Origin of the sequence: Methylobacterium oryzae (assembly GCF_036441375.1) — a bacterium.
In the GTDB taxonomy this organism is placed as follows: domain Bacteria; phylum Pseudomonadota; class Alphaproteobacteria; order Rhizobiales; family Beijerinckiaceae; genus Methylobacterium; species Methylobacterium oryzae_A.
Genome location: NZ_MLCA01000007.1, coordinates 34,619 through 58,333, shown reverse-complemented (window position 1 = coordinate 58,333; position 23,715 = coordinate 34,619). Strand labels below are relative to the sequence as shown.

21 protein-coding genes and 1 pseudogene are annotated in these 23,715 nt (G+C 71.1%); 10 read left to right on the top strand and 12 right to left on the bottom strand.

The annotated features are described in order from the left end of the window. The first annotated feature begins 1 nt into the window (after window position 1). The 3 genes from MOTC310_RS14525 to MOTC310_RS14515 are packed head-to-tail and all read left to right on the top strand — an operon-like array spanning window position 2 to window position 2,383. A complete protein-coding gene (locus tag MOTC310_RS14525; RefSeq protein ID WP_331302284.1) occupies window positions 2–751 on the top strand; it encodes an amino acid ABC transporter permease in 750 nt (249 codons plus the stop codon). Continuing rightward, window positions 748–1,599, top strand: coding sequence for an amino acid ABC transporter permease (locus MOTC310_RS14520; RefSeq protein ID WP_331302283.1), 852 nt, complete (start codon window positions 748–750; stop codon window positions 1,597–1,599). The genes MOTC310_RS14525 and MOTC310_RS14520 overlap by 4 nt, the downstream gene beginning before the upstream one ends. Window positions 1,600–1,603: 4 nt before the next feature. Further along, window positions 1,604–2,383: an amino acid ABC transporter ATP-binding protein gene (locus MOTC310_RS14515; RefSeq protein ID WP_331302282.1), complete on the top strand. Its 780-nt coding sequence runs from the start codon at window positions 1,604–1,606 to the stop codon at window positions 2,381–2,383. Between the two features lie 22 nt (window positions 2,384–2,405). On the opposite strand, the gene MOTC310_RS14510 is transcribed toward MOTC310_RS14515, so the two are convergent. From MOTC310_RS14510 to MOTC310_RS14495, 4 genes are all read right to left on the bottom strand, one after another. After that, window positions 2,406–3,296 (bottom strand): polysaccharide deacetylase family protein, encoded by an 891-nt coding sequence (locus tag MOTC310_RS14510; RefSeq protein WP_331302281.1) that lies wholly within the window; start codon window positions 3,294–3,296, stop codon window positions 2,406–2,408. A gap of 11 nt (window positions 3,297–3,307) precedes the next feature. Further along, window positions 3,308–5,653: a branched-chain amino acid ABC transporter ATP-binding protein/permease gene (locus MOTC310_RS14505; protein WP_331302280.1), complete on the bottom strand. Its 2,346-nt coding sequence runs from the start codon at window positions 5,651–5,653 to the stop codon at window positions 3,308–3,310. A gap of 4 nt (window positions 5,654–5,657) precedes the next feature. After that, window positions 5,658–6,527 (bottom strand): branched-chain amino acid ABC transporter permease, encoded by an 870-nt coding sequence (locus MOTC310_RS14500; protein ID WP_331302279.1) that lies wholly within the window; start codon window positions 6,525–6,527, stop codon window positions 5,658–5,660. An 8-nt stretch (window positions 6,528–6,535) separates the two neighbouring features. After that, entirely contained in the window at window positions 6,536–7,717 is a 1,182-nt protein-coding gene (locus MOTC310_RS14495) for an ABC transporter substrate-binding protein (RefSeq protein ID WP_331302278.1), read from the bottom strand. A gap of 198 nt (window positions 7,718–7,915) precedes the next feature. Here MOTC310_RS14495 and MOTC310_RS14490 point away from each other — a divergent pair, with 198 nt between their 5' ends. Next, a complete protein-coding gene (locus MOTC310_RS14490) occupies window positions 7,916–8,332 on the top strand; it encodes a nuclear transport factor 2 family protein (protein ID WP_331302277.1) in 417 nt (138 codons plus the stop codon). Between the two features lie 10 nt (window positions 8,333–8,342). Here the strand turns inward: MOTC310_RS14490 and MOTC310_RS14485 are convergent, their stop codons facing one another. Continuing rightward, window positions 8,343–9,044, bottom strand: coding sequence for a GntR family transcriptional regulator (locus tag MOTC310_RS14485; protein WP_331302276.1), 702 nt, complete (start codon window positions 9,042–9,044; stop codon window positions 8,343–8,345). A gap of 1,145 nt (window positions 9,045–10,189) precedes the next feature. On the opposite strand from MOTC310_RS14485, the gene MOTC310_RS14480 reads away from it, so the two are divergent. Then, window positions 10,190–11,971: a putative bifunctional diguanylate cyclase/phosphodiesterase gene (locus MOTC310_RS14480; RefSeq protein ID WP_331302275.1), complete on the top strand. Its 1,782-nt coding sequence runs from the start codon at window positions 10,190–10,192 to the stop codon at window positions 11,969–11,971. Window positions 11,972–12,483: 512 nt separating this feature from the next. Here MOTC310_RS14480 and MOTC310_RS14475 read toward each other — a convergent pair. Next, window positions 12,484–12,636, bottom strand: a pseudogene (locus MOTC310_RS14475) (methyl-accepting chemotaxis protein); the annotation flags it as partial. Between the two features lie 382 nt (window positions 12,637–13,018). On the opposite strand from MOTC310_RS14475, the gene MOTC310_RS14470 reads away from it, so the two are divergent. Further along, complete coding sequence (locus tag MOTC310_RS14470; RefSeq protein ID WP_419539903.1) at window positions 13,019–13,444, top strand: Ros/MucR family transcriptional regulator; 426 nt, start codon at window positions 13,019–13,021, stop codon at window positions 13,442–13,444. Between the two features lie 215 nt (window positions 13,445–13,659). Here MOTC310_RS14470 and MOTC310_RS14465 read toward each other — a convergent pair whose 3' ends face one another. The 4 genes from MOTC310_RS14465 to MOTC310_RS14450 form a co-directional block, all read right to left on the bottom strand. After that, on the bottom strand, window positions 13,660–14,613 hold the full coding sequence (locus tag MOTC310_RS14465; protein ID WP_331302273.1) for an alpha/beta hydrolase family protein: 954 nt from the start codon (window positions 14,611–14,613) through the stop codon (window positions 13,660–13,662). Next, entirely contained in the window at window positions 14,610–15,854 is a 1,245-nt protein-coding gene (locus MOTC310_RS14460; protein WP_331302272.1) for an MFS transporter, read from the bottom strand. The genes MOTC310_RS14465 and MOTC310_RS14460 overlap by 4 nt, the downstream gene beginning before the upstream one ends. 118 nt (window positions 15,855–15,972) lie before the next feature. Next, the gene (locus tag MOTC310_RS14455; RefSeq protein ID WP_331302271.1) at window positions 15,973–16,899 is read right to left on the bottom strand and encodes a LysR substrate-binding domain-containing protein; all 927 of its coding nucleotides are present in this window, start codon (window positions 16,897–16,899) and stop codon (window positions 15,973–15,975) included. A gap of 246 nt (window positions 16,900–17,145) precedes the next feature. Next, window positions 17,146–17,550 (bottom strand): DUF983 domain-containing protein, encoded by a 405-nt coding sequence (locus MOTC310_RS14450; protein WP_331302270.1) that lies wholly within the window; start codon window positions 17,548–17,550, stop codon window positions 17,146–17,148. 193 nt (window positions 17,551–17,743) lie between these two features. Between MOTC310_RS14450 and MOTC310_RS14445 the strand changes: the two genes are divergently transcribed. After that, window positions 17,744–19,135: an aminotransferase-like domain-containing protein gene (locus MOTC310_RS14445; protein WP_331302269.1), complete on the top strand. Its 1,392-nt coding sequence runs from the start codon at window positions 17,744–17,746 to the stop codon at window positions 19,133–19,135. Window positions 19,136–19,355: 220 nt separating this feature from the next. After that, window positions 19,356–19,868: a c-type cytochrome gene (locus tag MOTC310_RS14440; protein WP_331302481.1), complete on the top strand. Its 513-nt coding sequence runs from the start codon at window positions 19,356–19,358 to the stop codon at window positions 19,866–19,868. A 123-nt stretch (window positions 19,869–19,991) separates the two neighbouring features. Here MOTC310_RS14440 and MOTC310_RS14435 read toward each other — a convergent pair whose 3' ends face one another. After that, the gene (locus MOTC310_RS14435; RefSeq protein WP_331292763.1) at window positions 19,992–20,123 is read right to left on the bottom strand and encodes a hypothetical protein; all 132 of its coding nucleotides are present in this window, start codon (window positions 20,121–20,123) and stop codon (window positions 19,992–19,994) included. A gap of 242 nt (window positions 20,124–20,365) precedes the next feature. After that, window positions 20,366–22,120: an ATP-binding response regulator gene (locus MOTC310_RS14430; protein WP_331302268.1), complete on the bottom strand. Its 1,755-nt coding sequence runs from the start codon at window positions 22,118–22,120 to the stop codon at window positions 20,366–20,368. A gap of 134 nt (window positions 22,121–22,254) precedes the next feature. On the opposite strand from MOTC310_RS14430, the gene MOTC310_RS14425 reads away from it, so the two are divergent. Next, window positions 22,255–23,010: a response regulator gene (locus MOTC310_RS14425; RefSeq protein ID WP_331302267.1), complete on the top strand. Its 756-nt coding sequence runs from the start codon at window positions 22,255–22,257 to the stop codon at window positions 23,008–23,010. A gap of 426 nt (window positions 23,011–23,436) precedes the next feature. Beyond that, window positions 23,437–23,658, top strand: a complete 222-nt coding sequence (locus MOTC310_RS14420; protein ID WP_331302266.1) for a hypothetical protein — start codon at window positions 23,437–23,439, stop codon at window positions 23,656–23,658. Window positions 23,659–23,715 lie beyond the last annotated feature (57 nt).

The window sequence follows — 23,715 nt, the reverse complement described above, 5'->3', positions numbered from 1 at the left end:
GATGATCGCCACGATCCAGGCGTGGTTCCAGCAGCTCTACGAGACCACGGGCTTCAACTTCACGGTCTTCTACGACCCCTACGACTGGGACCGGTACGTGGCCGGCCTGCGGATGACGCTGCTCCTCGGGATCAGCACCATCCTGGCGAGCCTCGTCATCGGCGCGGTCGGGGCGCTCCTGCAGAGCGGGCCGTCGCGCGTCCTGCGGGGGCTGGTCAACGGGTTCGTGGTGGTGTTCCGCAACACGCCGCCGCTCGTGCAGATCTTCTTCTTCTATTTCGGCCTCGGGACGCTGCTGCCGGACATCCGCTCGGCCGACGGCCTGCGCGCCCCGATCCTCAACAACGTCCAGTGGGCGATCATCTCGCTGTCGCTGTTCGCGGGCGCGTTCAACGTCGAGATCTTCCGCTCCGGCATCGAGGCGGTGCCGCGGACCACGGTCGAGGCCGCCGAGGCCCTGGGCTACACCCGCTTCAAGGCCTACCGGTACGTCGTCCTGCCGCTGGCCCTGCGGGTCTGCCTGCCGGCCCTGAACAACAACCTGATCAACCTCCTGAAGACGACGACGCTGGCCTACGCCATCGCGGTCCCGGAGACCCTGTACGCGGTCAAGCAGATCTGGTCCGAGTCGCAGAACGTCCTGGAGATGATGCTCGTGCTGCTGGCGACCTACGCGGTCCTCGTCGGCGTGCTCGTCTGGATCATGCACCGCTGGGAGCGCGCCCTGCGGATCCCGGGATACGGCCGATGAGCGCAGCCGATCCGCGGGGCGGGCGACCGGGCGACCTGCCGGTGCTCCTGCCCTTCGCGCTCCCGAGGGACCGCGCGGCGGCGCGCCTGCGCCCGGCCCATCTCTGGCTGCTGGCCGGCCTCGCCCTCGTCGCCGTCCCGGCCTGGGCGCAGGGCGGGGCCGCCGCGCTGTCGCCGCTGGAGGTCGTGATCAAGTGGGCGCCCCTCCTGCTCACCGGCTTCGCCTTCAACGTCGCGATCTCGCTGATGGCGATGGCGATCGGGACGGTGGCGGGGATCGGGCTCGGTCTGGCCATGCTGGCCGAGGGGCGGGTGCTGCCCCGCCTCGCGTGGTGCGCCACGCAGGTCTTCCGCAACGTGCCCTGGCTGGTGCTGCTGTTCTTCGTGATGTTCCTCGTGCCGTTCCAGGTCACGGTGTTCGGCGTCCGCGTGCCGCTGCCTGACTGGGTGAAGGCGACCTTCGGCTTCAGCCTGCCGGTCATGGCCAACGTCGCCGAGATCGTCCGCGGCGCGGTGCGCTCGGTGCCCAACACCCAGTGGGAGGCCGCCGAATCCCTGGCCTTCACCCGGCGGCAGACGATGTGGCGCATCATCCTGCCCCAGTGCGCGAAGCGCATGCTGCCGCCCTGGATGAACGTCTACTCGCTCATCGCGATGGCGACCGTGCAGGCCTCCATCGTCGGCGTCACCGAGATGCTGACGCTGACCGCGCAGGTGCACGCCGCCGAGGGCGGCCGCCCCGAGCTGTTCGCGCCGCTCTACGGCTTCGCGCTGCTCTGCTTCTTCCTCTACTGCTACCCGATCGACCGGTTCACCGCCGCCCTGGAACGCCGCTTCGAGACCCGCTGAGACCATGACGCGCGCGACCCTGGCCGCCACCCCGGCCCCGAGCTGGACCCCCGATCAGCCGATCGTCCGCGTCGTCGACGTGCACAAATCCTTCGGGACGTTCGAGGTGCTGAAGGGGATCAGCTTCGACGTCCGCAAGGGCGAGGTCGTCTGCATTATCGGCCCCTCGGGCTCGGGCAAGTCGACGCTGATCCGCTGCGTCAACGCCCTGGTGCCGGTGAGCGCGGGCTCGATCGAGGTCGAGGGGATCGAGGTGACCGATCCGCGGCTCGACAAGCTGGCGCTGCGCCGCAAGGTCGGCATGGTGTTCCAGCAGTACAACCTGTTTCCGCATAAGACCGCGCTGCAGAACGTGATGATGGCCCCCATCCACGTCCTCGGGCAGGAGAAGCGCGAGGTCGAGGCCCGGGCGCGAGCGCTCCTCGCCAAGGTCCGGCTCGCCGGCAAGGAGAACGCCTATCCGGGCGAATTGTCGGGCGGCCAGCAGCAGCGCGTGGCCATCGCCCGCTCGCTGGCGATGCGGCCGGACGTGATGCTGTTCGACGAGGTCACCGCCGCCCTCGATCCGGAGACGGTCAAGGAGGTGCTGGTGACGATCCGGGAACTCGCCGAGGAGGGCATGACCTGCATGCTCGTCACGCACGAGATGAACTTCGCCCGCGACGTCGCCGACCACATCTACTTCACCGACCGCGGCGTGATCGTCGAGCACGGGCCGCCCGCGACCTTCTTCGCCTCCGCCCGGGACGAGCGCACGCGCCGGTTCCTGTCGCAGGTGCTCTGAGCCCGCCGGGGTCAGGGCCGCGTCAGCGCGGCCCGGCCTCCCGCGCCGCGATGTGGTCGGCGATCGCCCCGGCGGTGGTGAGCCAGATGGCGTCGCGGCGGTCTGCGATGTGCCGGAGCGCCTGCCGCAGGGGCCGCAGCCGGTGCGGGCGCCCGACGATATAGGGATGGAGCGCGATGCCCATCACCAGCGGCGTGCCCCGAGACTGCTCCAGCATTTCTTCGAAGGCGTCGACGATGGCTTCGGCGAACTGGCGGCCCGTCTCCTTGCGGGCGACGATCGCGGGGATGTCGTTGAGTTCCTGCGGGTAGGGCACCGTCAGGATCCGGCCGCCGCCGCGGGTCGCGAACCAGGTCGGCTGGTCGTCGTGGTCCCAGTCGAGCAGGTAGCGGTAGCCGGCCTCGGCGAGGAGATCGGGCGTCACCCGCGACTGTGAGATCCACGGCCCGAGCCAGCCAGCCGGCGGGCGGCCCTCCTGCGCGGCGATCACCGCGGTCGTCTCGGCGATCAGCGCCCGCTCGGCATCCTCGTCGAGGGTGCCTTGCCGCTCGGCGTTGGTGCGTCCGTGGCCGACGATCTCGTCGCCCCGCGACCGGAACGCCTCGATCAGCCCGGGGCAGTCCCGGTAGAGGTTGCTGTTGACGAGCACGCTCGCCGGCATCGCCAGAGCGTCCAGCATCTCGGCGATCCGCCACGCGCCGACCCGGTTGCCCCAGTCGCGCCACGCGTAGTTGAGCACGTCCGGCTGCGGGCCGCCGGGCGCCAGCTCGGCACCCAGGCCCTCGCCGAACGCGAAGGTCTCGAGGTTCAGCCCGACATAGACGGCCAGCCGCTTGCCCTCCGGCCAGTCGTAGACCGGGCGGTCGGGGAGGGCGCTGTAGCCGTAGCGACCGTGTCCGGCATTCGTGTCCATCAGAGCCCCCGTTACGCCGCACCGAGATAGGCCGCCTCCAGCCCCTTGTCCGCCGACAGCTCCGCGGCGGTTCCGCGCGCGACGACCCGGCCCTGCTCCAGCACGTAGCCGCGGTCGGCGACCGTGAGGGCCAGCGCCGCCATCTGGTCCACGATCAGGATGGTGACGCCCTCGTCGCGCAGCTCGGCCACGGTCGCGTAGAGGGCGTTGATCATCGCCGGGGCGAGGCCGAGCGACGGCTCGTCGAGGAGCAGGATGCGCGGGTGCGCCATCAACCCGCGGGCGATCGCCAGCATCTGCTGCTCGCCGCCGGAGAGCAGGCCCGCCCGGCTCGCCGCCCGGTCGCGCAGCCGCGGGAACCGGTCGAGCAGGCGCTCGACCTCGGCCGGGTCGATCGGCGACCCGCGCCCGAAGGCGCCGAGGCGGATGTTCTCGACGACGGTGAGCTCCGGGAAGACCTGCCGCCCTTCCGGCACCAGGACGAGGCCGCCGCGGGCGATCCGGTGGGCGGGCAGCGCGTCGACGCGCCGGTCGTCGAACACGACCGATCCCGCGACCGGGCGCAGCAGCCCCGCCAGCGCCCGCATCGCCGTGGACTTGCCGGCCCCGTTCGCGCCCAGCAGGGCGACGGTCTCGCCGGGCCGCACGTCGAGATGGACGCCGTCGAGGACGGGCGCGGCGCCGTAGCCGGCGGTCAGGTCGAGGACCGAGAGGACGGCGTCCGCCGGTCCCTGCCACGGCGCGCTCCGCGGCCGGGCCGGGGTGTCGGCGCCGCCGAGATACGCGCGCAGCACCGCCGGGTCGCGCCGGACCTCAGCGGGCGTGCCGCGCGCGATCGGGCGGCCGGCATCCATGACGAGGATGTGGTCGGAGATGCCCATCACCAGCGGCATGTCGTGCTCGACCAGCACCACCGCGACGCCGCTGTCGGCGATCCGGCGGATCAGCCGGGCCAGCCGATCGGTGTCGGCCCGCGAAAGGCCGGCGGCGGGCTCGTCGAGGAGCAGCACCGCGGGGCTGCCGGCGAGCGCNCGGCGCCACAGCCGGCCTGGCGCGAGGCCGAGGGCGACGTTGTCGGCCACCGGCAGCGAGCCGAACAGGCGCGTGGTCTGGTAGGTGCGCGCGATGCCGGCGCGGGCGACGACGTGGGCTGGCCGACCGGCGAGGTCGCGCCCGCCCAGCCGGATCGCCCCGGCGCTCGGGCGGTAGAACCCCGAGACCATGTTGAGCACGGTGGTCTTGCCGGCCCCGTTCGGGCCGATCACGCTGGTGACGGCCGCCGGCCGCGCCGTGAGGTCGACGCCGTCCGCCGCCGTGATGCCGCCGAAGCGGATGCCGACGCCGTCGAGGACGAGTGCCTCGCGCGCCGCCGTGCCGGGCAGCGGTACCTCCTCGCTCTCCGGGGCGGCCGCCTCGTCGCGGCCTCGGGGCAGCAGCCGGGCGAGGCTGCCGACCAGCCCCGAGGGTACCAGCCACAGCACCGCCAGGGTCGCGACGCCGAAGAACAGCAGGCGGTACTCGGCGAGGCCGGACAGCGCCTCCGGCAGCAGCACGGTGACGAGGGCCCCGAGGAGCGGGCCGAGCACCGTGCCGGCCCCGCCGACGATCACCGAGAGGACGAACAGGATCGACTGCGAGAACGGGAACGAGCTCGGCGCGATGAACAGCATCAGCGGCGGCAGGATTGCCCCCGCGAGGCCGGTCAGGGCGGCGGAGATCGCGAAGGCCAGGGTCTTCACCCGGACCGGGTCGAAGCCCAGAGCCGCCGCGGCGACGTCGGCGTCGCGCACGGCGCGCATCGCCCGCCCGAGGCGGCTGCGGGCGAGGAGGTCGAACCCGGCGAGGCTCGCCCCGGCCGCGAGCACCGCCAGCACCGCGAGGCCGGCCGGCGAGAGCGGTTCGCCGAAAACCGTCGGCGCGTCGGTGACGACGAGGCCGTTCTGGCCGCCGGTCAGCTCGCCGCCCTCGATCAGGCCGTGCTCGACGATGAAGCCGAAGGCGATCGTCAGCATGGCGAGGTAGGGGCCTTTCACCCGCATCGCCGGCACCGCCACGAGGCCGCCGACGAGCGCCGCGACCAGGGCCGCCGGCGGGAGCGCCAGCCAGAAGCTGACGCCGTGGAGCGTCAGGATCGCGCTCGCGTAGGCGCCGATCGCGTAGAAGCCGGCCTGGCCGAAGGAGATCAGCCCGGTCAGGCCGAGGAGCACGTTGAGGCCGACGCCCGCCACCGTGGTCAGCGCCACGAGGGCGATCACGAAGTGGCTGTAGCCGGCGGTCAGCGCGACGAGGCCGAGCGCGGCGGCGGTGAGGCCGGCGATGCCGAGCCGCATCGCCGGGCCTGAGCGCAGGTACGGCATCGCGTCAGACCTTGTTGACCGCGGCGCGGCCGAGCAGGCCGTCGGGGCGCAGGGTGAGGGCCAGGATGATCACCGAGAACACCACGAGCTGCGTGTAGGTCGAGCCGAGGGTCGCGGTGACGCCGGCCTCGACGAGGCCGTAGAGCAGCCCCGCCAGGATCACCCCGGTGGCGGAGCCGATGCCGCCGAGGATCGCCACCGCGAAGGCCTTGAGGCCGAACAGCGTGCCGAGCTCGGCCGAGACCGAGAAGAGCGGCGCGATCAGCAGGCCCGCGATGCCCGCCAGCACCGCCGAGAGCGCGAAGGCGCAGGCCACGGTGCGGCGCACGTCGATCCCCATCAGCCGGGCGGCGTCGGCGTTCTGCGCCACGGCGAGGAGGACGCGGCCGAGATCGGTCCGGCGGAACACCGTGCGGATCGCGAAGGCGAGCGCGATCCCGACCACCGGAATCACGAGCTGCAGCGGGTAGATGCCGGTCCCGAGGATCTCCACCGGCCGCGTGGCCAGCGGCGAGGGCAGGCTGCGCGGCTCCTTGCCGAAGGTGAACAGCACGGTGTTGTCGAGGACGATGCCGCCCGCCACCGTCGCGAGCAGCCACGCGTCCGAGCCGCGCGCCGCGAAGGGGCGGACCAGCGTTCGCTCGACCACGAGGCCGAACAGGGCGCAGCCGGCGAGCGCCAGGACGATCGCGGCCGGCATCGGCCAGCCGAGGGTGACGCCGAGCGCGTAGGCCAGGACCGCCCCCAGGGTGACGACGCTCCCCTGCGCGAAGTTCACGGTCCCCGACACCGCGTAGGTCACGTGGAAGCCCAGGGCCACGAGCCCGTACATGCTGCCGAGGCCGAGGCCGCTGACGAGGATGGAGGTCAGCATTGCCGGGCTCAGTTGGTCACCGCGACGATCTCACCGTCCTTGAAGCGGGTGAACACGTAATCGTTCGGGCCGAGCGCGTCGTGCTGGCCGGGGGCGAAGGGTTTCTCGTAGGTTTTGATCAGGCCCGGATAGGTGCCGATCTTGTAGAAGCCGTCGCGGACCTTCGCGCCCTCGGTCGAGCCGGCGGCCTGGATGGCAAGCGCCAGCAGGTGGGTCGCGTCGTAGGCGTTGGCGATGCCGACGGCGGGGGTGACGTCGGCCATCGACTTGATCGCCGGGTACTTGGCCTTGAGCGCGCCGAGCACGGCGCCCGCCTTCGGCGATGAATTGCCCGCGAAGGTGAAGGTCTGGATGAAGTGGACCTTGCCGGCGCTCGGGCCGGCGAGCTCGTCGAAGCGGCCGCCCGCGGGACCCCAGTGCGAGACGACCGGCACCGACCAGCCCATCCGGTCCAGCGACTTCACCACCTGGGCGGAGGGGCCGACATTGCCGACGAGGAACAGCGCGTCGGCCCCGGCCTCCTTCAGCCGAGACAGCTGGGGCACCATGTCGACGTCGTTGGCCTCGTACTTCTCGATGCCCGCCGCCGGGAGGTTGGCCGCCTGCAGGGCGTCCTTGAGGCCCTTCTGGTTCGACTCGCCCCAGGCGTTGTTGACGAGGATCATCCCGGGCCTCTTCGCCCCGTAGGTCTTCACCGCGTAGGCGACCAGCGCCTCGTCGACGAGGGCGTCGACCGCCGAGACGCGGAAGGCGTAGTTGTCGGCGGCGCCGTTGCGGGTGATGCCGGTGCCGGCCGCCCAGGGGCCGATGAACGGCACCTTCATCTGGTTGGCGATCGGCACGATCGCCATCGAGACCGGCGTGTCGAGGCCGCCGACCACCGCGACGACGCCGACCCGCTGGATCAGCTCGCGGGTCGCCAGCACGCCCTTGGACGGGTTGGCCTCGTCGTCGCGGGCCACCAGTTCGAGCGGGCGCCCGAGGACGCCGCCCTTGGCGTTGATCTCGTCGATGGCGAGACTCATCCCGCGGGAGATCGCCTCGCCGGATTTCGCGGACTGGCCGCTCAGGGCGGTCACGAGGCCGATCTTGAGGGTGTCGGCACCTTGCGCGGTCGTGACCGCGAGGCCGAGCAGGGCGCTCGTCGTCACCGCGAAGCGGCGCAGGGTCGGGGGCAGGAGGGAGGCCATGGCGTGTCTCCGAGGGCGGGGCGCCCCAGCGGACCGCAACCTCCATGCCACCGCGATCCGGATGCCCTGCCACCTTCCGGTGCCGCGTGCGTGCACCTTCCGAGGCATCCTGTGCTCAATCGCGTGTCAAAGTGCATACACTTCCTGCATGCACGGATCGGGCTTTTGCGGCACGTTAGGCCCGACAGGAGGCCTGCCATGACCGATGTGACCCCCAGCGCGGCGACCGCGCGCGACGCCGCCAACGTCACCGCCTATCTCGAGGCCTCGATGGTCCCGGATCCCGAGACGGCCGCCCGCTACATGGCCCCGGGCACCCGGATCGTGTTCACCGGCGCGCGGGTCTTCAACCATCCGTCCGAGGTCACGGCCTTCAATGCCGGCCGCTACGCCTGGGTGAAGAAGCGGATGGAGCGGCTGGACGTGGTCCCGGGCGACGGCGTCACCACGGTCTACAGCCTCGGCACCCTGTACGGCGCGTGGCCGGACGGCACGCCCTTCGAGGGCAACCGCTACGTCGACCGCTTCACCGTGCGCGACGGGCTGATCGTCGGCATGGAGGTCTGGAACGACAGCGCCGAGCGCCTGCTGACCCGGCACGGCCTCACGGCCTGACGCCGCGCGGTCAGGCCCCGCCGCCCGCGACGTAGGGCGCCAGCAGGCGTCCGAGATCGCGCTCGCGCGGGGCCGGCGGGACGATGCGCGCCCGGTCCGCCACGGCGTCGAGGTGGTGGTCCATGAGCGCGGCGGCGCGCTCGGCATCGCCCGCCACCAGGGCGGCGACGATGTCGCGGTGCTCGCTCACGGCGCAGTCCGAGGAGTGCGGCCGGCTGTAGAGGGACAGGATCAGGGCGCAGCGATAGCCGAGTTCGGCGACGTAGCGGGTCAGCACGGCGCTGCCGGTCATCTCGGCGAGCATCAGGTGGAATTCAGTCGCGAGCCGGATCGACAGCGCCTCCGGCCCGCCGCGGGCGGCCTCCTCGCGGGCGATCTGGTCCAGCAGAACCTGGCGCTGCTCCGGGCTGAGCTGCCCGGCGAGGCGGCGCACCACCAGCCGCTCCAGGCCGAGGCGCACGTCGAAGGTGTCGCGCGCCTCCTCCCAGCTCGGCGTCGCCACGACGGCGATGCGGTTGCGGCGCAAGTCGACCAGGCCTTCCCCGGCCAGCCGCAGCAGGGCCTGCCGGGCGATGGTGCGGCTCACCCCGAACCGCTCGCCCAGCGCGTCCTCCGGCAGGCGGTCGCCGGGGGCGAGCGCCCGTTCGACGATGGCGTGCCGCAGGGCCTGGCAGATCGCGCCCACGCGATCGCCTTCCTCCGCCACCTTCATGGACGGCGCCCGGGCTCTGTTGCCCGCGTCCGTGCGGATTGATCCGTCATGATCCTCTCTCGGCCACGATCCACGGCGACGCATCCGGGGCGGCGCCGGGTGGGCTCTTCGCAGACCTGAAGCCGACGGTGCAACGGTCGCGCCAGACCTGTCGGCGGCCCCCGCACCTCTGGACTCGCGTCGACCGGGACGAGGGCGCACCGCCGTCCGCGGGCATAGCGCGGCGCGGCCGCGAACCACCCGTGCGGTGCCTGCCCGACCGCTTCCGATCAGGTCGCCGCGGCGTGCAGAGGTTCGTGACAGGAACGCGGCATCTGTCCCGCCCGCGCCCGCCGGATGGGCGGATTCCGCGCTCCTGCCGCGGACGCGCCGGGACGGCAGATTGGCCCAGTCCCGGCCGGTGCAGGGGCTGTCCCCGATCGTTCAGGCGGTACGGTCACGTCCCGTTTCCGCCGCGGCACGGCCGGCTATCGACCCGACCGCGTGCCGGGCGGCCGCCGATCCGCACCGATATCCCGCATCACCGCTTGCGGAAGCAATCCTGCCATGCGCGGGCAGGATCTGCGGCAACCTCACGGTCCTCCCACCGCCGCCTCGGCGATCAAAGCGCGATGATCTGCAAGGACATACGCCGCGCCAGCGGGTCGCGGCGCAGCCTGACTTTCGCACGATGGTAGTAGCATCGAGCCAGGTTTCTACCTGGAAGGTATATCTCCTGGGATTATTTGATAAAATCTTACACGTTCATGATAATATGACGGTTGAATTCCGTAATGTAATGCATTTTAGTAGCGGTCCATTCGATGGTGGCCTCTAATTTCTGCGTTCGACATGCTTCTTTCGGCCGATTGTAAACTGGGATCGCGCGCGTGACGGACATCTCCCGACTCGGCCGTGCCAATCGAACCGTGGGGGCCGCGCGCGCGCGGGCGGCCACGCGGCAGGTCCGGGCGGAAGCCTGCGGGGTGGCGGCCTAGCGCGCCGCCGGGCACCCGGCGGCGGACCCGTCATCCCGAACCGAGCATCCCGGATCGGCCCGCTCTCCGAGCCGGTGTCCGGACCGGATCGTCGCCGCTTCAGGCCGCGGCATACGCGGCGACGCTCCGCATCGTACGGCAACCCAATCCGATTTCGAGGACATCATCGTGCCGCATACCAGTCTCCGGCGCAGCGAGATCCCGGGCGGTCCGGAGCACGGCCTCGTCCTGCGGCCGCGGCTCGAGGGGCTCGACCGGCTCTCGGCGCTGAACGCGGCGCTCACGGAGCAGATCCGCCTGTTCGAGGGCGCGTTGCGGAACATGAACCAGGGCCTGTGCATGTTCGACGCGCAGTCCCGCCTCGTCGTGTCGAACCAGCGCTACCGCGACATCTTCAACTTCCCGCACGACATGGTCCTCACGGGCATGGCCCAGCACGAGATCTGCTCCGCCCTGGTTGCGCGCGGCCTCTACTCGCCCGAAGTCACCCTCGAGGAGATCGAGCGCAGCACCCGGGCCGCGCTGCAGGCCGCCGAACCCGCGCCGATCACGCGCGAACTCTGCGACGGACGCACGCTGGCGATCAATCACCGCATCATGGACGGCGGCGGCTGGGTCTCGACGTTCGAGGACATCACTGAGCAGCGGCGGAGCGCGGAGCGCATCGCCCATCTGGCCCATCACGATGCGCTGACCGACCTCGCCAACACCCGGGCGATGCGGCAGGGCTACCGCGATCTCATCGTCGCGCGCGACGACGAGCGGCCGTTGCTCGCGATGTACTACATCGACCTCGACCGCTTCAAATTCGTCAACGACACTTACGGCCATGCCGCCGGCGACGAACTCCTGCAGGAGGTGGCCGCGCGGCTGCGGAAGAACACGCGACGGGGCGATGTCGTGGCCCGCCTCGGCGGCGACGAGTTCGCGCTCGTCCACCGCGTCAGCGACGAGGCCGCCGCGACGTCGACCGCCCAGCGCCTCCTCAACGTCCTGTCGGAGCCGTTCGATCTCGCGAGCGGCCGCGTCCATACCGGGGCCAGCATCGGCCTCGCGATCCGCGCGGTGCAGGACCTCGACATGGACCCGCTGCTGCACGACGCCGATCTCGCCCTGCGCCACTCGAAGACCGGGGGACGCGGCGTCTACAGCGTCTTCGAGCCCAGCATGTCGGACGCCTTCGAGGCGCGCCGCCGGACCGAGGCCGACCTCCGGGCCGCCCTGGAAGAGGAGCAGTTCGAACTGCACTATCAGAGCCTCGTCGATGCCCGCGAAGGGCACGTCGTCTGCGTCGAGGCGCTGGTCCGCTGGCGCCACCCGACGCGCGGCCTGATCCCGCCGCTGTCGTTCATCCCCCTCGCGGAAGATACCGGCCTCATCCTGCCGCTCGGCCGCTGGATCCTCGAGCGCGCCTGCCGGGACGCCCAGGCATGGCCCGAGACGGTCGATGTCGCCGTCAACGTCTCCAGTGTCCAGATGCGTCAGAAGGGGTTCGGCGCGGAGGTGCTCGCGGTGCTGGCGGAGACCGGCCTGGCCGCCGCGCGGCTGGAGATCGAGATCACCGAGAGTTCGCTGCTGGAGGGGAGCGAGGCGACACAGGAGAATCTCGCCGCGCTCCACGATGCCGGCATCCGGATCGCCATGGACGATTTCGGCACCGGATACTCGTCGCTGAGCTATCTGCGCCGGTTCCCCATCGACAAGATCAAGATCGATCGCTCGTTCATGAGCGAGGCCGCGACGAGCGCCGACGCGCGCGCCATCATCCGGGCCGTGGCGGGACTGGGGATCAGCCTCGGCATCACCACGGTGGTCGAGGGCGTCGAGACGGCGCAGCAGCTCGAACTCGCCCGCTCCGAGGGGGTCGGGCAGGTCCAGGGCTACCTCCTGAGCCGGCCGCAGCCGCAGGCGATGCTGTCGAGGACGGGCCTGCCGCAGCATCGATGGTGAGCGGACCGATGAGCCCTGAGGCCGGCGTCGCCACGGGCCGATGCACGCCGCACCGGGGCCGAAGCTCCCGGGCCGGATCGAGGTCGCGGGCGCGACGCGAGATCCGGAACGGGTCGTCGCAGATGAGCGACAGCCCGCCCGGGCCGGCCATCCCGAGACGTGACAGCCCACCCCCACCGGTGTGGCGCACACTCTCGCGGTCCGGCGCCGAGCGGGAGGTGCTGCGGCCTGTCGGGGAGCCCGCGGGGGAAGCCGGGCAGGTGCCGGAGGGTGTCGCCCGTTCCCCGATCCTCCGGGCCGGGTTCGCCCAGCGACCGGTCCGGCCTGTCGACGGCAGCCTCGGACGCGCGGCTCAGCGCGCGGAGCCGCTCGCCACAGTCCTGGACTTGGGGCACCCCCGGACCGGGAAGTCCAGCACGTGCGCGGCAGCGAGATCCGCGCGCGGCCGGCCCGTTCGGCCCGTGCCGCGCAGCCGGAGCTGGAGCGGGAGGATCTCGGCCAGGGCCCTGTCGGGCTGAGCGGACGGCGGCGAGGAAGCGGGCGACCTCGGCGCCGAGATGCTCGGATTGCCGCGACAGCTCGGCGGCCGTCGACAGAACTTGGCTGGCCGCCGCCCCCGTCTCCTCCGAGGCCTGCGCTGCGCCGGCTATGTTGCCCGTCACCGCGTCGGATACGGGACCGGAAGAATCGGCCGCCGCCGGGATGGAAGCGTGTTTGCGGTTCGGGACCGTCATCATCGAGCCTTCGCGCGGCCGTCGCGGCGCGCAGGGACCGGCTTCAAGGGGGTGCTCCTGTCGATGCGCCGAGAGGCCGGCCTCCTTCGGGGCCGCTCGCGAGGCTCGAACTTCGCGTCCGAGCGGTCGATCGACGGACCGGACTGGTGTGCAGAGCTGCCCCTTTCTGGTTGAAATATCCTTCAATCCACTTTTCTAAAAGTAGAATATCCGACGCGCGGGTCTTTTTTCAAGTTCAGTCAAGACAAAGGATTGACATGCTAAAATTGATATACAACTCTTATCAGGCGTGTTCAGAGGGGGAATGGCAGGCATGCTACCTGAGGTTGGTGTTGGCGGGAGAAAAGTTTTTGACGCGGCCTTGAGAAACTCTATAAAGATTGTTTGCGCCTACGTGTCCCGCAATCCGGTCTCGCCTGTCCAGCTCCGCGAGGTTCTAGCCAGTACGTACGAAATGCTTTGCCAGATCAGCGTGGGGTCGGCGCGAGCGGTGGAGGCACCCGAAGCCGCGACCCCGCGGGAGATCCGCACGTCCATCCAGGCCGAGGGCCTGATCAGTTTCATCGACGGCAGGTCCTACAAGACGCTCAAGCGTCATCTCACGGCCCACGGCCTCACGCCGCAGGATTACCGGGCCAAGTACGGGTTGCCCCGCGACTACCCGATGGTCGCTCCGGGCTACGCCGCCAAGCGTTCCGAGATCGCCCGGTCGCTGCAGCTCCGTCACAGGACGGGGTAGGCGGTCTCGACCCTGCGGGAGCCGGTCCGGCCGAATTCATCCGCCGCCGCGACTTGCTCCTTCTGACGACCCGGATGCGGGCTCCTGCCGGTGCCGTGTCCGGGCGCGCGGTGGCCGGACCCCGATCGGGTCAGCCGGCGCGGACGGGGCCGCGCGACGAACCGCCGTCGCGCCGTTGCCCGGGTGACGCCCCCGGAGGCTTTCCTCGACGCCGGTCAGGCGCGGCCCGCTCGCCCCGGATCGATCGCGGCCTCCGGCCAGGGGTTCTCCCCGTCGCCCAGCCAACGCAGCGTGTCGGTCCAGAACGTGCCGCTCTTGCCCGCGTGGAACAGGCCGAAATGGCCGAGTTCCGCCGCGCCGATCGCGGACGGCATCAGCTGGACCTGGATGCGCGGGCTCGCCACGTAGTAGCCGAGGCCCCGGTGGATCGCGGACGGCGTGCCGAACGGGTCGTCCGGGGTTCCGACCGCCAGGATCGGGGCGCGCACGGCGGCGAAGCGGGCGAGGAGCGCCGGGCGGTCCGCGGCCGGATAACTCGCCTCCATGCGCTCGCCGCGGAACGCCCACTCGTAGGCCACCCCGGCCGGGAGATCCTCGAGCCATCCGAGCCGGCGCCCGGGAAAGTAGCCGACGAGGGCGGTCACGAGCGGCATCAGAAGATGCCATCGCGCGGTCATGCGCAGCCTGTCGCGGGCACGATAATCCTGGCGGTAGGCGAACTGCGCGCCGACGGTGAGGATGCGGTCCACCGCGCCGGCCGCCTCGGCGAAGCCCGGGAGAAAGCCTCCGATGCTGTGGCCCACGACCATCAGGGGCCCCGCCCGGCATTCCCGGATCCACCTGACGGCGGCGTCGAAGTCGAGCTCGCCCCAGTCCCGCCACCGGATGCCGGATCCCCTCAGGCTCGCGGGCCGCGAGCCGCCGATCCCGCGGTAATCGTAGGTGAGCACCGCGAAGCCCCGGCCGGCCAGGAACCGCGCGTAGGGGTGGTAGTAGCGCGCCAGAACGCCGGTCGCCGGGTTGACGATGATTGCGCCCCGGTTCGGCGACCGGCTCCCGTCCGGCCGCCAGAGATGGCCCTGGAGCCGGGTGCCGTCGCGGCAGGTGATCGCCACGGCCAGGGAGCCGACACCCTCGGTCCCGCACGGCCCGTCGATGGCGGTCGTCATCGGGCCCGCTCCGGGGCAGGCGGCGCGACGGCGACGGGACGATCGTCGATCGGGACGTGGAGGAGGGCGGCGACCAGGCCCGCCAGGGCCGTGGCGAGCCAGACCGGACGGTAGGACCCGGTGGCCTCCAGCACCGCGCCGCCCAGCCACGCCCCGAGGAACGACCCGATCTGGTGGCTCAGGAAGACGATCCCGAACAAGGTCCCGAGGTGGCGGACCCCGAAGACCCGCGCGACGAGGCCGCTCGTCAGCGGAACCGTTCCGAGCCAAGTCAGGCCCATGACCGCCCCGAAGGCCGCGACCGCCGCCTCGGATTTCGGCGCGAGGACGAAGGTGCCGATCGCGACGGCGCGGATCAGGTAGAGCCAGGCGAGGACGTGCTGGGGGCGGTACCGGCCGCCGAGCCAGCCGCACCCCCAGCTTCCGGCCATGTTGAACAGGCCGATCAGCGCCAGCGCCGTCGCGCCCAGGCCCACCGGCATGTGGCAGAGGGCGAGGTATCCCGGAAGGTGCGTCGCGATGAAGGCGAGCTGGAAGCCGCAGGTGAAGAAGCCGAGGGTCAGCAGGCGGTAGCCAGGGTTCCGCCAGGCCAGCAGGATCGCCTCCGGCAGGTTGCCGGATGCCGACTCGCCGCCGGGCGGGGTGCCTCGGGGCATTCGCTCGAGCGCGATGCCGAACGGCGCGAGCGCCACGATGATGGCCGCGAGCGCGAGGAGCGCGGCGCTCAGGCCCGCGACCGCGGTGATCGTCTGCGCGAACGGGACGAGCAGCACTTGGCCGAGCGAGCCGCCGGCGCTCGCGAGACCGAGCGCCGCGCTGCGGCGCTCCGGGGTGGCGGCGCGGCCGACCGCGGTCAGGACGACCCCGAAGCTGGTGCCGCTGATCCCGATCCCGACCATCAGCCCCAGGCCGAGCAGCAGCGTCGGCGCCGACGGAGCGAGCGCCGTCAGGACGAGCCCGCCCGCGTAGATCAGCGCGCCGAGGGCGATGACCGGCGCGCTCCCGTAGCGATCCGCCGCCGCGCCCGCGAAGGGCTGCGCGAAGCCCCAGACGAGGTTGTGCAAGGCGATGGCGAGGGCGGTCGTCGCCACCGGGATGCCGGTCTCGAGGGAGAAGGGCCCGAGGAACAGGCCGAAGGTCTGCCGGATCCCCATCGCGCCGCTCAGCACCAGCCCGGCGGCGACCGCCACCGCCGGCGCTCCGCCCCACAGCGCTGCGCGCCCATGCCCGATCGTTGCCATCGCGGTCTCCTTCGCGGAGACGCTCGCAGCCGGCGGTCGGGGCGACAAACGAGAAGATTTCCTCGGGCGGTGAGCGGCGCTCACGGTCGAGCGGACTCGTCCCGGCCCTTTCGGGCGGTCAGGCCGATCCCGGCGGGAAGCGCTCCCTCTGCTCGGCCGCGAACCGGCTCGCTTCCGCCAGCAGCCAGACCCGGAACTGTTCGGGTTCCTGCCGATCGTCGTCGCCTGCGGCGCTCACGAGCCAGTGGGATGTCGCCGCCGGGACGGCGTGACCGACCCCGACAAGCGTGCCGTCGCGGAGTTCGCGGTCCATGAGCGCGCCCCGGCCCAGCGCGATGCCCAGGCCCGCGCCCGCTGCCCGGAGCGACAGCGCGAACGTGTCGACGTGGAGGGTATCGGCCGAGGACCGCTCGTCCGTCCCTGTCGCGTCGCCCCAGGCCTGCCAATCCTCGGTCGCGGATGTGACGTGGATCGTCGTCGCGCGCCGGACATCGACGGTGCCGTCCGGGCCGGTGACGGCCTCGCGGTAGGCGGGGCTGCAGACGGGAAGCAGCCAATCCTCGAAGAGGCGGATGCTGTGCTGCCGCGGGGGCGGGAGCCGACCGAGACGAAGGGCGACATCGAAGCCGTCGATCGGAAAGCCGACCTGTCGATGCGAGGTGTCGATCCGGATCGCGATCTGCGGATGGCGGCTGCGGAAGGCCGGGAGCCGGGGCAGCAGCCACTGCGTCGCCAGGGTGGGTGCACAGCTGATGGCCAGGGTTTTGCCGGACCGGGGCGTGGGCAGGCGCCGCGTTCCGATCAGGATGAGCGACAACGCCTCGGACACGTAGGTCAGATACTCGGCACCCTCGCGTGTCAGCACCAGCCTGCCCGGCTCCCGGACGAACAGCCTCACCCCCAGCGCCTTCTCCAGGCCGACGATCCCGTGGCTCACGGCGCTCGGTGTCAGGTTCAGTTCGGTTGCCGCGCGGGCGAAGCTGAGATGGCGGCCGGCCGCTTCGAACAGCCTGAGCGTGGCGAGGGGAGGCGTGCGGGGCCGCATGGATCGTCAGGTTGAGGCAACCGGTCGCCGGGCGGCGGCGACATCATCGGGCGGGCAAGCTAGCCTGGATGAGATCGCGTGCCCATCGCGTGCCCAAGGCCGGCGGCCCGCATGTCCGGCGGATTGAACGGTTCGACCGCTTACACGGAAGCGTTGAGCAGGTCTTCGAAGCCGCGCACCCGGTTCCGGAGCGCCCATCGCGGCCGACTTGCCTGTGTCGGGCGGTCCGATCGGCGGGAGAAGCGGTCAGTCCCGCTTTGCTGAACCGGACACGGGTGCGCTCGGGATCGCGAGGCGTCCCTCCTCGGCCTTGTTGATGTACTGGCTGGCGATGAAGAGCCCCTTCAGCGGCCGGATGATCGGCACGCAGGCCAGCAGGAGGAGCGGCAGGGTCACCACAGCGTGGACCCAGAGCGGCGGATCGTAGGCAAGTTCCAGCCAGATCCCGAAGGCCGTGACGGGGAAAGCCATCGTCATCATGATGAAGAAGGCAGGCCCGTCTGCCGGATCGGCGAAGCTGTAGTCGAGGCCGCACGCCTCGCAGCGCGGCTTCAGGGTGATGAAGCCGTCGAAGAGGTGTCCGGTCCCGCAGCGTGGGCAGCGGCAGCGCAGGCCGACTGACATGAGCGATTGATCGGTGGTCCTCTGCATTATCCGCGTTCCTGAACTACCCGCCCGCTCGGTCGGGCCGTGAGGCCCGGGTTGTGCACCTCGAATGTATGGCATAGCGTCCATACAATGGTGGCGCAGAGAGCCCCGGCCGAGAGATCGGGCAGCGCGGCGGGGGCGCTCGCCTTGTCTGCATATCGAATGTATGCATACAACGGCGTGAAGCGGGTGGTCAATGATGGGAATTTGGAACCCGACAATCACTGGCGATGCCGGGCCCAAATACCTCGCCATCGTCAAGGCGTTGGCCGAGGATATTCGCGCCGGCCGGCTCTTGCCCGGGGCGCGCCTGCCGCCGCAGCGCACCCTGGCCAAGCACCTCAACGTCGACCTGACGACGGTCACGCGCGCCTTCAACGAGGCGCGCAGATCGGGGCTGATCGATGCGGCGGCCGGCCGGGGCAGCTTCGTTCGGATCCCCGGATCGCCAGCCGCCGAGATGCGCCGGCCGGATCCAACCGGCAGCGTCGATTTCAGCATGAACATGCCGCCCCAGCCGGCGGCAGCGCGTCTGACCGAGCGTATGGAGGCGGGCCTTTCACGGCTCGCCGGCTCGTCCGGCTTCCTCGCCCGAATGCAGTATCAGGACAGTGCCGGGAATCTGGCCGACCGGGCCGCGGCAGCCCATTGGCTCGGTCAGCGGCTCGGGACACTTCCGGTGCAGCGCGTCCTCGTGGCGGGTGGTGCCCAGGTCGTGCTCGCCGCCGTGCTCGCCGCCATCCTGAAACCGGGCGATGCCCTCTGCGTTCCGGCGCTCACCTATCCCGGGCTGCGCATGGCCGCGGAGCGCCGCGGCGTCCGCCTCGTCCCGGTGGCCGGCGATGCGGAGGGGCTCGATGCGGACGCCTTCCTCGAACGCTGCCGATCCGATCGGCCGCGGGCCCTCTACCTCGTTCCGACGCTCGACAATCCGACGACGGCAACGCTGCCCGCGATCCGGCGCCTGCGGATCGCCGAGATCGCCCGCACGCACGGCGTCGCCATCATTGAGGACGACGCGTACGGCGCATTGCCCGTTGACGCGCCGGCTCCCATCGCGTCGCAGGCGAGCGACATCACTTGGCACATCGCGACGCTGTCCAAATGCGCCAGCCCCGGCCTGCGCATCGCCTACGTGGCGGTACCCGGGACCAACGAGGCGGTGCGGCTGGCGGCCGAACTGCGCGCCATCAACATGATGGCCTCGCCCCTGACGGCCGCGCTCGCCTCGAACTGGATCGCCGAGGGTGACCTCGACGGGATCGTCGCGGCGATCCGGCAGGAGAACACCCTCAGGCAGGCGGTCGCGCGCGAGACGCTCCGGGATCTCGATGTCCGGGCGCATCCGTGCGGGCACCATCTGTGGCTCAAGCTTCCCGATCCCTGGCGGCGCGGCGAGTTCGGCGCACACGCGCGGCAACTCGGCGTCTCGGTCATCCTGAGCGACGCCTTCGCGGTCGGGGCCGCCCCGGAAGCCATCCGCGTCTCCCTCGGGGCCGCGCCCGATGCCGAGACGCTCCGGTATGGGCTCAGCCTGCTCGCGACGTTGCTGGCGCATCCACCCGGCGCGATCTCCACCATTGTGTGACTGGGCTGCTCCTGTGCGCGCATCTCGCGATCCGCCAGTCTCCGCCGATCCGGCCGCGTTGGGTCGCGCGGAACGGGACCTGAACCGGGCGGCCGCGCTTGTCGCAGTCCGGCGATGCGCCGCCAGGCTCCGCGACGGCTGGATCGGGGTTGAGCGTCGGGCTCGCCGTCGGGCGGCAGGGTCGTTGCCGTGCACCCTCTCCGATCTTCGAGGGAGTGCGATGCTGTGGTGTCTCACGCGGACGCGGATCCCGCGTCGTCGTGGGCTCGGCGCGCGAATCGCGCCGCTCGCGCTGGCACTGCTCGCGACAGCCTGCTCGGATGATGGACGGGACCGCCGCCGTTCCCTGGGCGAGTCTCCGAAGTTCGACGACGTCATGCGGGTGGCCGACGCGGCGCGCGGCGGTCGGCTGTTCGGTCAGTGCGCCGCCTGTCACACGACCAGCATGGGGGCCGGCGACCGGAACGGCCCCGGTCTGTACGACGTGCTCGGCAAGCCCGTCGCCAGCAACAGCAGGCGCTACGGCTATACCGGGGCGCTCCGGTCTCTGGGAGGCGTCTGGACCCCGGAGCGCATGGATCTCTGGCTGTCTGCTCCTGCGAAGCTGGCGCCCGGTACGAGCATGAGCTTCCCCGGACTTCCCGATCCCCTCGATCGGGCGGATATCATCGCGTACCTTCGGACGCGTTCGCCCGAGGGAGGCGGCGCCGCGGCGCGCCCGTCGGCGCCGTGAGCGGGTCCTCCGAGTTCGCGCGCATCGGCTTGCCTGCCTCGCGGCAACTGGACCGGCGGGCACTTGGTGAACCGATGAGCTCGTCGTTTTCGGAGGAGATCGACTCCGGAGGAGCCGGTCCGATCAGACGAAGTGTGTCGGCAGAGCGGCTGCCTGCGCGTATTGGATCAAGGCCAGCGCGAGCCCCGCGATCATCGACCAGACGACGATACGGTCGGATCCGGATGCGCTGTTCGTCATCATTCGCGTGACCATCTGCCGTCTCCAGGCCGTCGCAGCCAAGGATTGGCCGCTCTGGGACGACGTTATGGTCAAGCTCCTTTGCGTCATCATTGCGCGAACTATTGCGTCGCCCACGACGCGATAGACCGCCCCGGCGAGTCTTCGGTCCGCGCGAGGGGTCGCCGACACTTTCACGCTGCATCACCCGCTCCGACCGTTCCTCTCGACGGAGGTGCGCTGTGCGCGCGGTCGAGGAGAGCTCCGGACGCCTGCCTTCAGATCAGCCCGACGGAGTCTTCCGGGAAGCGGATCGCGAAGACAGCCCCCAGGCCCGGGCCGGCGCTCTCGGCCGTGGCGCGGCCGCCGTGAAGCTCGGCGATCCGACGGACGATCGACAGCCCGAGACCCGTCGAGTTCTCGCCCCCGGTGGGTTTCGCCGACAGGCGCTGGAACCGCCCGAACACGCGGGTCGAATCCTCCGGTGACAGGCCGGGCCCGTGATCGGCGACGGCGCAGACCAGTTCCGCGCCGCGAGGACCCGGCTCGCGGCTGACCCGCACGGTGATCGCCCCGCCCGCCGGGCTGTACTTGATGGCGTTGGAGACGAGGTTGTCGAGCGCCTCGCGCAGGCGCTCGGCGTCGCCGCAGAGGAACAGCTCGTCCGGGCCTTCGCAGACCAGGCTCTGGCCCTTGGCGTCGGCGAGCGGCCGGTCGGCCTCGCACACCTCCCGGGCGAGGCTCGCGAGATCCACCGGTTCCCGGCGCAGGGTGATGTCGAGCGCGTCGTTCATCGCATCCGCCATGAGGCTGTCGATCATGGTCGTCAGCCCCTTGGCGCTGGCTCGGACGTGCTGCACCTGCGCCCGCATCTGCTCCCGGTCTCCCTGCATGTCGATCAGGTCCGACAGCATCTCGGCGCGGCCGAGGATGACCGCCAGCGGGTTCTTCAGATCATGCGCGATGGTGCCGAGAATCTCGGTCTTGAGGCTGTTGGCGCGCCGAAGGTCCGAGCGCTGCAGGTCCAGCCGGCGGTTCGCCCGGATCAGCTCGGCGGTGCGCTCGACGACCCGCCGCTCCAGATCGGCGTTGCTCTGCTGCAGTCGCTCGTAGAGGATGACGTTGTCGAAGGCGATCGACAGCCGGCTCGTGAACAGCGCGATGAGCGAGCGGTCGGTCTCGGAGAGCTGCCGGTCGGCCTCGATCAGCGCGACGATCTCGCTGCCGCTCGCGGTGTGCAGGTACAGCGTCGACCAGTGCTCGCCGAAGCTGTGGCGGCGCTCGGCGAAGGCCCGCTCGACGAGGGGTTGCACCCGCTCCTCCAGCGGCCAGGCCGGCTCGCGGCCCGCGTAGTGTCCGTAGCAGCCGGACCCGGCCAGCACGCAGAAGCGCTCCTGCGGGGCCGCGGTCTCGCGCAGGACCAGGATGCCCGCGCAGGCGACGTTCAGGAGCGAGGCGACCTGGGTGAGGACCCCCTCCGCCAGTCGCTGCATCGACTTGTGATCGAGGAGCATCGGCGCGGCGTCGATGATGATCTCGAGTCCCCGCCGGGTCTCGTCGAGGCGCTTGAGCTGCTGATGGGCGCGCAGCGCCGCGGTGAGGCTGGTGAACAGCTTGTCGGCGGTCAGCTCGGTCTTCGCCTTGTAGTCGTTGATGTCGTAATCGACGATGATCCGCCGCTCCGGTGCCTGCCCGGGCTGGCCGGTCCGCAGGATGATGCGCACGGTCTCCTGCCGGAGGTCCCGCCGGATGTAGTCCACCAGCTCAAGCCCGGCATTGTCGGTCTCCATCACGACGTCGAGCAGCACCACCGCCACGTCGCGGCGTTCGGCGAGCAGCACCCGCGCCTCCGCGGCCGAGCGGGCGGTGAGGATCTCCAGGCCGCGCCCGTCGAGCGTGTAGCTCGCCAGCGCGTAGCGCGTGCCGTCATGGACCGCCGGATCGTCGTCGATCACGGCAATCACCCAGGCCCCCGCATTCGGCTGCGCCTCATCGAGATCGTCGGGGATCAGCGTAAGGGTATCATCGTCCATGGCTGCGACCTGAAATGCTGCTCGCAACCGGACGAGTACGCTAGAAATCGTGTTGAAAACTTGTCACGGTACCGTGAGTCGATACGATTCCTGCATTCGTTCCAGAGCGAACCCGGAAAGTGCGCATAGCTGCGATGACAATTCCAGACAGGCCCGCGCCCGGCGCTTCCCGCGGCGGCGCGGCGATCCCATCGATCGCCGTGGTCGACGACGAGGCGGCGACCCGCGAGATGGTCGGGGATTACCTGAAGCTCCACGGGTTCGCGGTGGTCGAGTGCGACGGCGGGCGCGCCCTGCGGGAGCACCTCGACCGCCACTGCCCGGACCTGATCGTGCTCGACCTGAACATGCCCGAGGAGGACGGGCTCTCCATCGTGCGCGATCTCAAGGCACGGACGGCGATCCCGGTCATCATGCTCACCGCCACGGCGAGCGCCATCGACCGCGTGGTCGGGCTGGAGCTCGGGGCCGACGATTACTTGCCGAAACCCTGCGAGTTGCGGGAACTGGTTGCCCGCGTGCGGTCGGTCCTGCGCCGCGTGCAGATGCCGATCGCCGCGCCGGCCCCCGTGGGTGGGCGCAGAATCCGGTTCGGCACCAAGTGGCTGGAACTCGACGCCCTGCGCCTGAGCGACGATGCCGGTTTGGAGCAGGCGCTCACCCGATCGGAATTCGACCTGCTGAAGGCGTTCGCCGACAACCCGCGGCGGGCTCTCTCGCGCGAGCGCCTGCTCGACCTCGCCGATGCCCGCGACCCGGACGCGTTCGACCGCGCCATCGACGTGCGGATCAACCGCATCCGCAAGAAGGTCGAGCCGGATCCCGGAAACCCCCGCTACATCCGCACGGTGCGGGGTCTTGGATACATCTTCCGGCCTGAAGGGGACTGATGTTCCGCGAATGTATGTTGCGTCCGGTCGTGGCAACGCAACAATCTGGGTCGCTGTTCGACGTGGAAGCAATATTGGCGGTACGGAGCGTCCCTATCAGCGTGGCAGGACCGGGGGCCGGGAGGGCCCGGAGGACAGGCCATGCGACACGTGATCGAAACCTCGTCGGCCGCGGCGGCCGGCGCGCTCTGCGTCCTGGCGGTGATCGGCTGGGCGCCCGTAGGCGGCCCTGTTTCCGTGACCGCCCGAGGCGGCGGCCAAACCTCCGCGGTGCACCGTGACGGCGCCCCCTGTGCCGGAGCGGCTTGGCCGTACCCTCCGGGCGCCTGCACGGGGAGCGGCCCGGTCGGGCACTCGGCGCCCCGCCGCATCCGGCTCATCGCGGTCGGTGCCGCGTCCGGCCCGCGGTGAGGGCCGGACGCCGCCATGCCGCACTTCAGCGACGATCCCGGTGCCGACGAAGATCCCGACCTGCTCCTCCGGCTGCGTCGCATGCTGCACGGCAGCGATCGCGCGCCGCGGCGTCTGCCGACCTGCGAAGAGCGGTTCGGCGTGCCGGCGCCGCGCGGTGGCGCGCGTAATTCGGAGGATCCGGTTCTGGCCGGTCCCGACCTGCAGGCGCCCGGATCTCGACGGCCGCCGCGCTGATCCGGCCTCTCGCGCACTGGCCACGCCGCCGCGTCATGCCGGGGCGCCGCCCGATTG

Excerpts from the sequence above, each read along its gene's own strand:
- MOTC310_RS14525 (WP_331302284.1), top strand. The coding sequence starts at position 2 with ATGATCGCCACGATCCAGGCGTGGTTCCAGCAGCTCTACGAGACCACG.
- MOTC310_RS14520 (WP_331302283.1), top strand. The coding sequence starts at position 748 with ATGAGCGCAGCCGATCCGCGGGGCGGGCGACCGGGCGACCTGCCGGTG.
- MOTC310_RS14515 (WP_331302282.1), top strand. The coding sequence starts at position 1,604 with ATGACGCGCGCGACCCTGGCCGCCACCCCGGCCCCGAGCTGGACCCCC.
- MOTC310_RS14510 (WP_331302281.1), bottom strand. The coding sequence starts at position 3,296 with ATGGACACGAATGCCGGACACGGTCGCTACGGCTACAGCGCCCTCCCC.
- MOTC310_RS14500 (WP_331302279.1), bottom strand. The coding sequence starts at position 6,527 with ATGCTGACCTCCATCCTCGTCAGCGGCCTCGGCCTCGGCAGCATGTAC.
- MOTC310_RS14495 (WP_331302278.1), bottom strand. The coding sequence starts at position 7,717 with ATGGCCTCCCTCCTGCCCCCGACCCTGCGCCGCTTCGCGGTGACGACG.
- MOTC310_RS14490 (WP_331302277.1), top strand. The coding sequence starts at position 7,916 with ATGACCGATGTGACCCCCAGCGCGGCGACCGCGCGCGACGCCGCCAAC.
- MOTC310_RS14485 (WP_331302276.1), bottom strand. The coding sequence starts at position 9,044 with ATGAAGGTGGCGGAGGAAGGCGATCGCGTGGGCGCGATCTGCCAGGCC.
- MOTC310_RS14470 (WP_419539903.1), top strand. The coding sequence starts at position 13,019 with ATGCTACCTGAGGTTGGTGTTGGCGGGAGAAAAGTTTTTGACGCGGCC.
- MOTC310_RS14465 (WP_331302273.1), bottom strand. The coding sequence starts at position 14,613 with ATGACGACCGCCATCGACGGGCCGTGCGGGACCGAGGGTGTCGGCTCC.
- MOTC310_RS14460 (WP_331302272.1), bottom strand. The coding sequence starts at position 15,854 with ATGGCAACGATCGGGCATGGGCGCGCAGCGCTGTGGGGCGGAGCGCCG.
- MOTC310_RS14455 (WP_331302271.1), bottom strand. The coding sequence starts at position 16,899 with ATGCGGCCCCGCACGCCTCCCCTCGCCACGCTCAGGCTGTTCGAAGCG.
- MOTC310_RS14450 (WP_331302270.1), bottom strand. The coding sequence starts at position 17,550 with ATGCAGAGGACCACCGATCAATCGCTCATGTCAGTCGGCCTGCGCTGC.
- MOTC310_RS14445 (WP_331302269.1), top strand. The coding sequence starts at position 17,744 with ATGATGGGAATTTGGAACCCGACAATCACTGGCGATGCCGGGCCCAAA.
- MOTC310_RS14440 (WP_331302481.1), top strand. The coding sequence starts at position 19,356 with ATGCTGTGGTGTCTCACGCGGACGCGGATCCCGCGTCGTCGTGGGCTC.
- MOTC310_RS14435 (WP_331292763.1), bottom strand. The coding sequence starts at position 20,123 with ATGGTCACGCGAATGATGACGAACAGCGCATCCGGATCCGACCGTATC.
- MOTC310_RS14430 (WP_331302268.1), bottom strand. The coding sequence starts at position 22,120 with ATGGACGATGATACCCTTACGCTGATCCCCGACGATCTCGATGAGGCG.
- MOTC310_RS14425 (WP_331302267.1), top strand. The coding sequence starts at position 22,255 with ATGACAATTCCAGACAGGCCCGCGCCCGGCGCTTCCCGCGGCGGCGCG.
- MOTC310_RS14420 (WP_331302266.1), top strand. The coding sequence starts at position 23,437 with ATGCCGCACTTCAGCGACGATCCCGGTGCCGACGAAGATCCCGACCTG.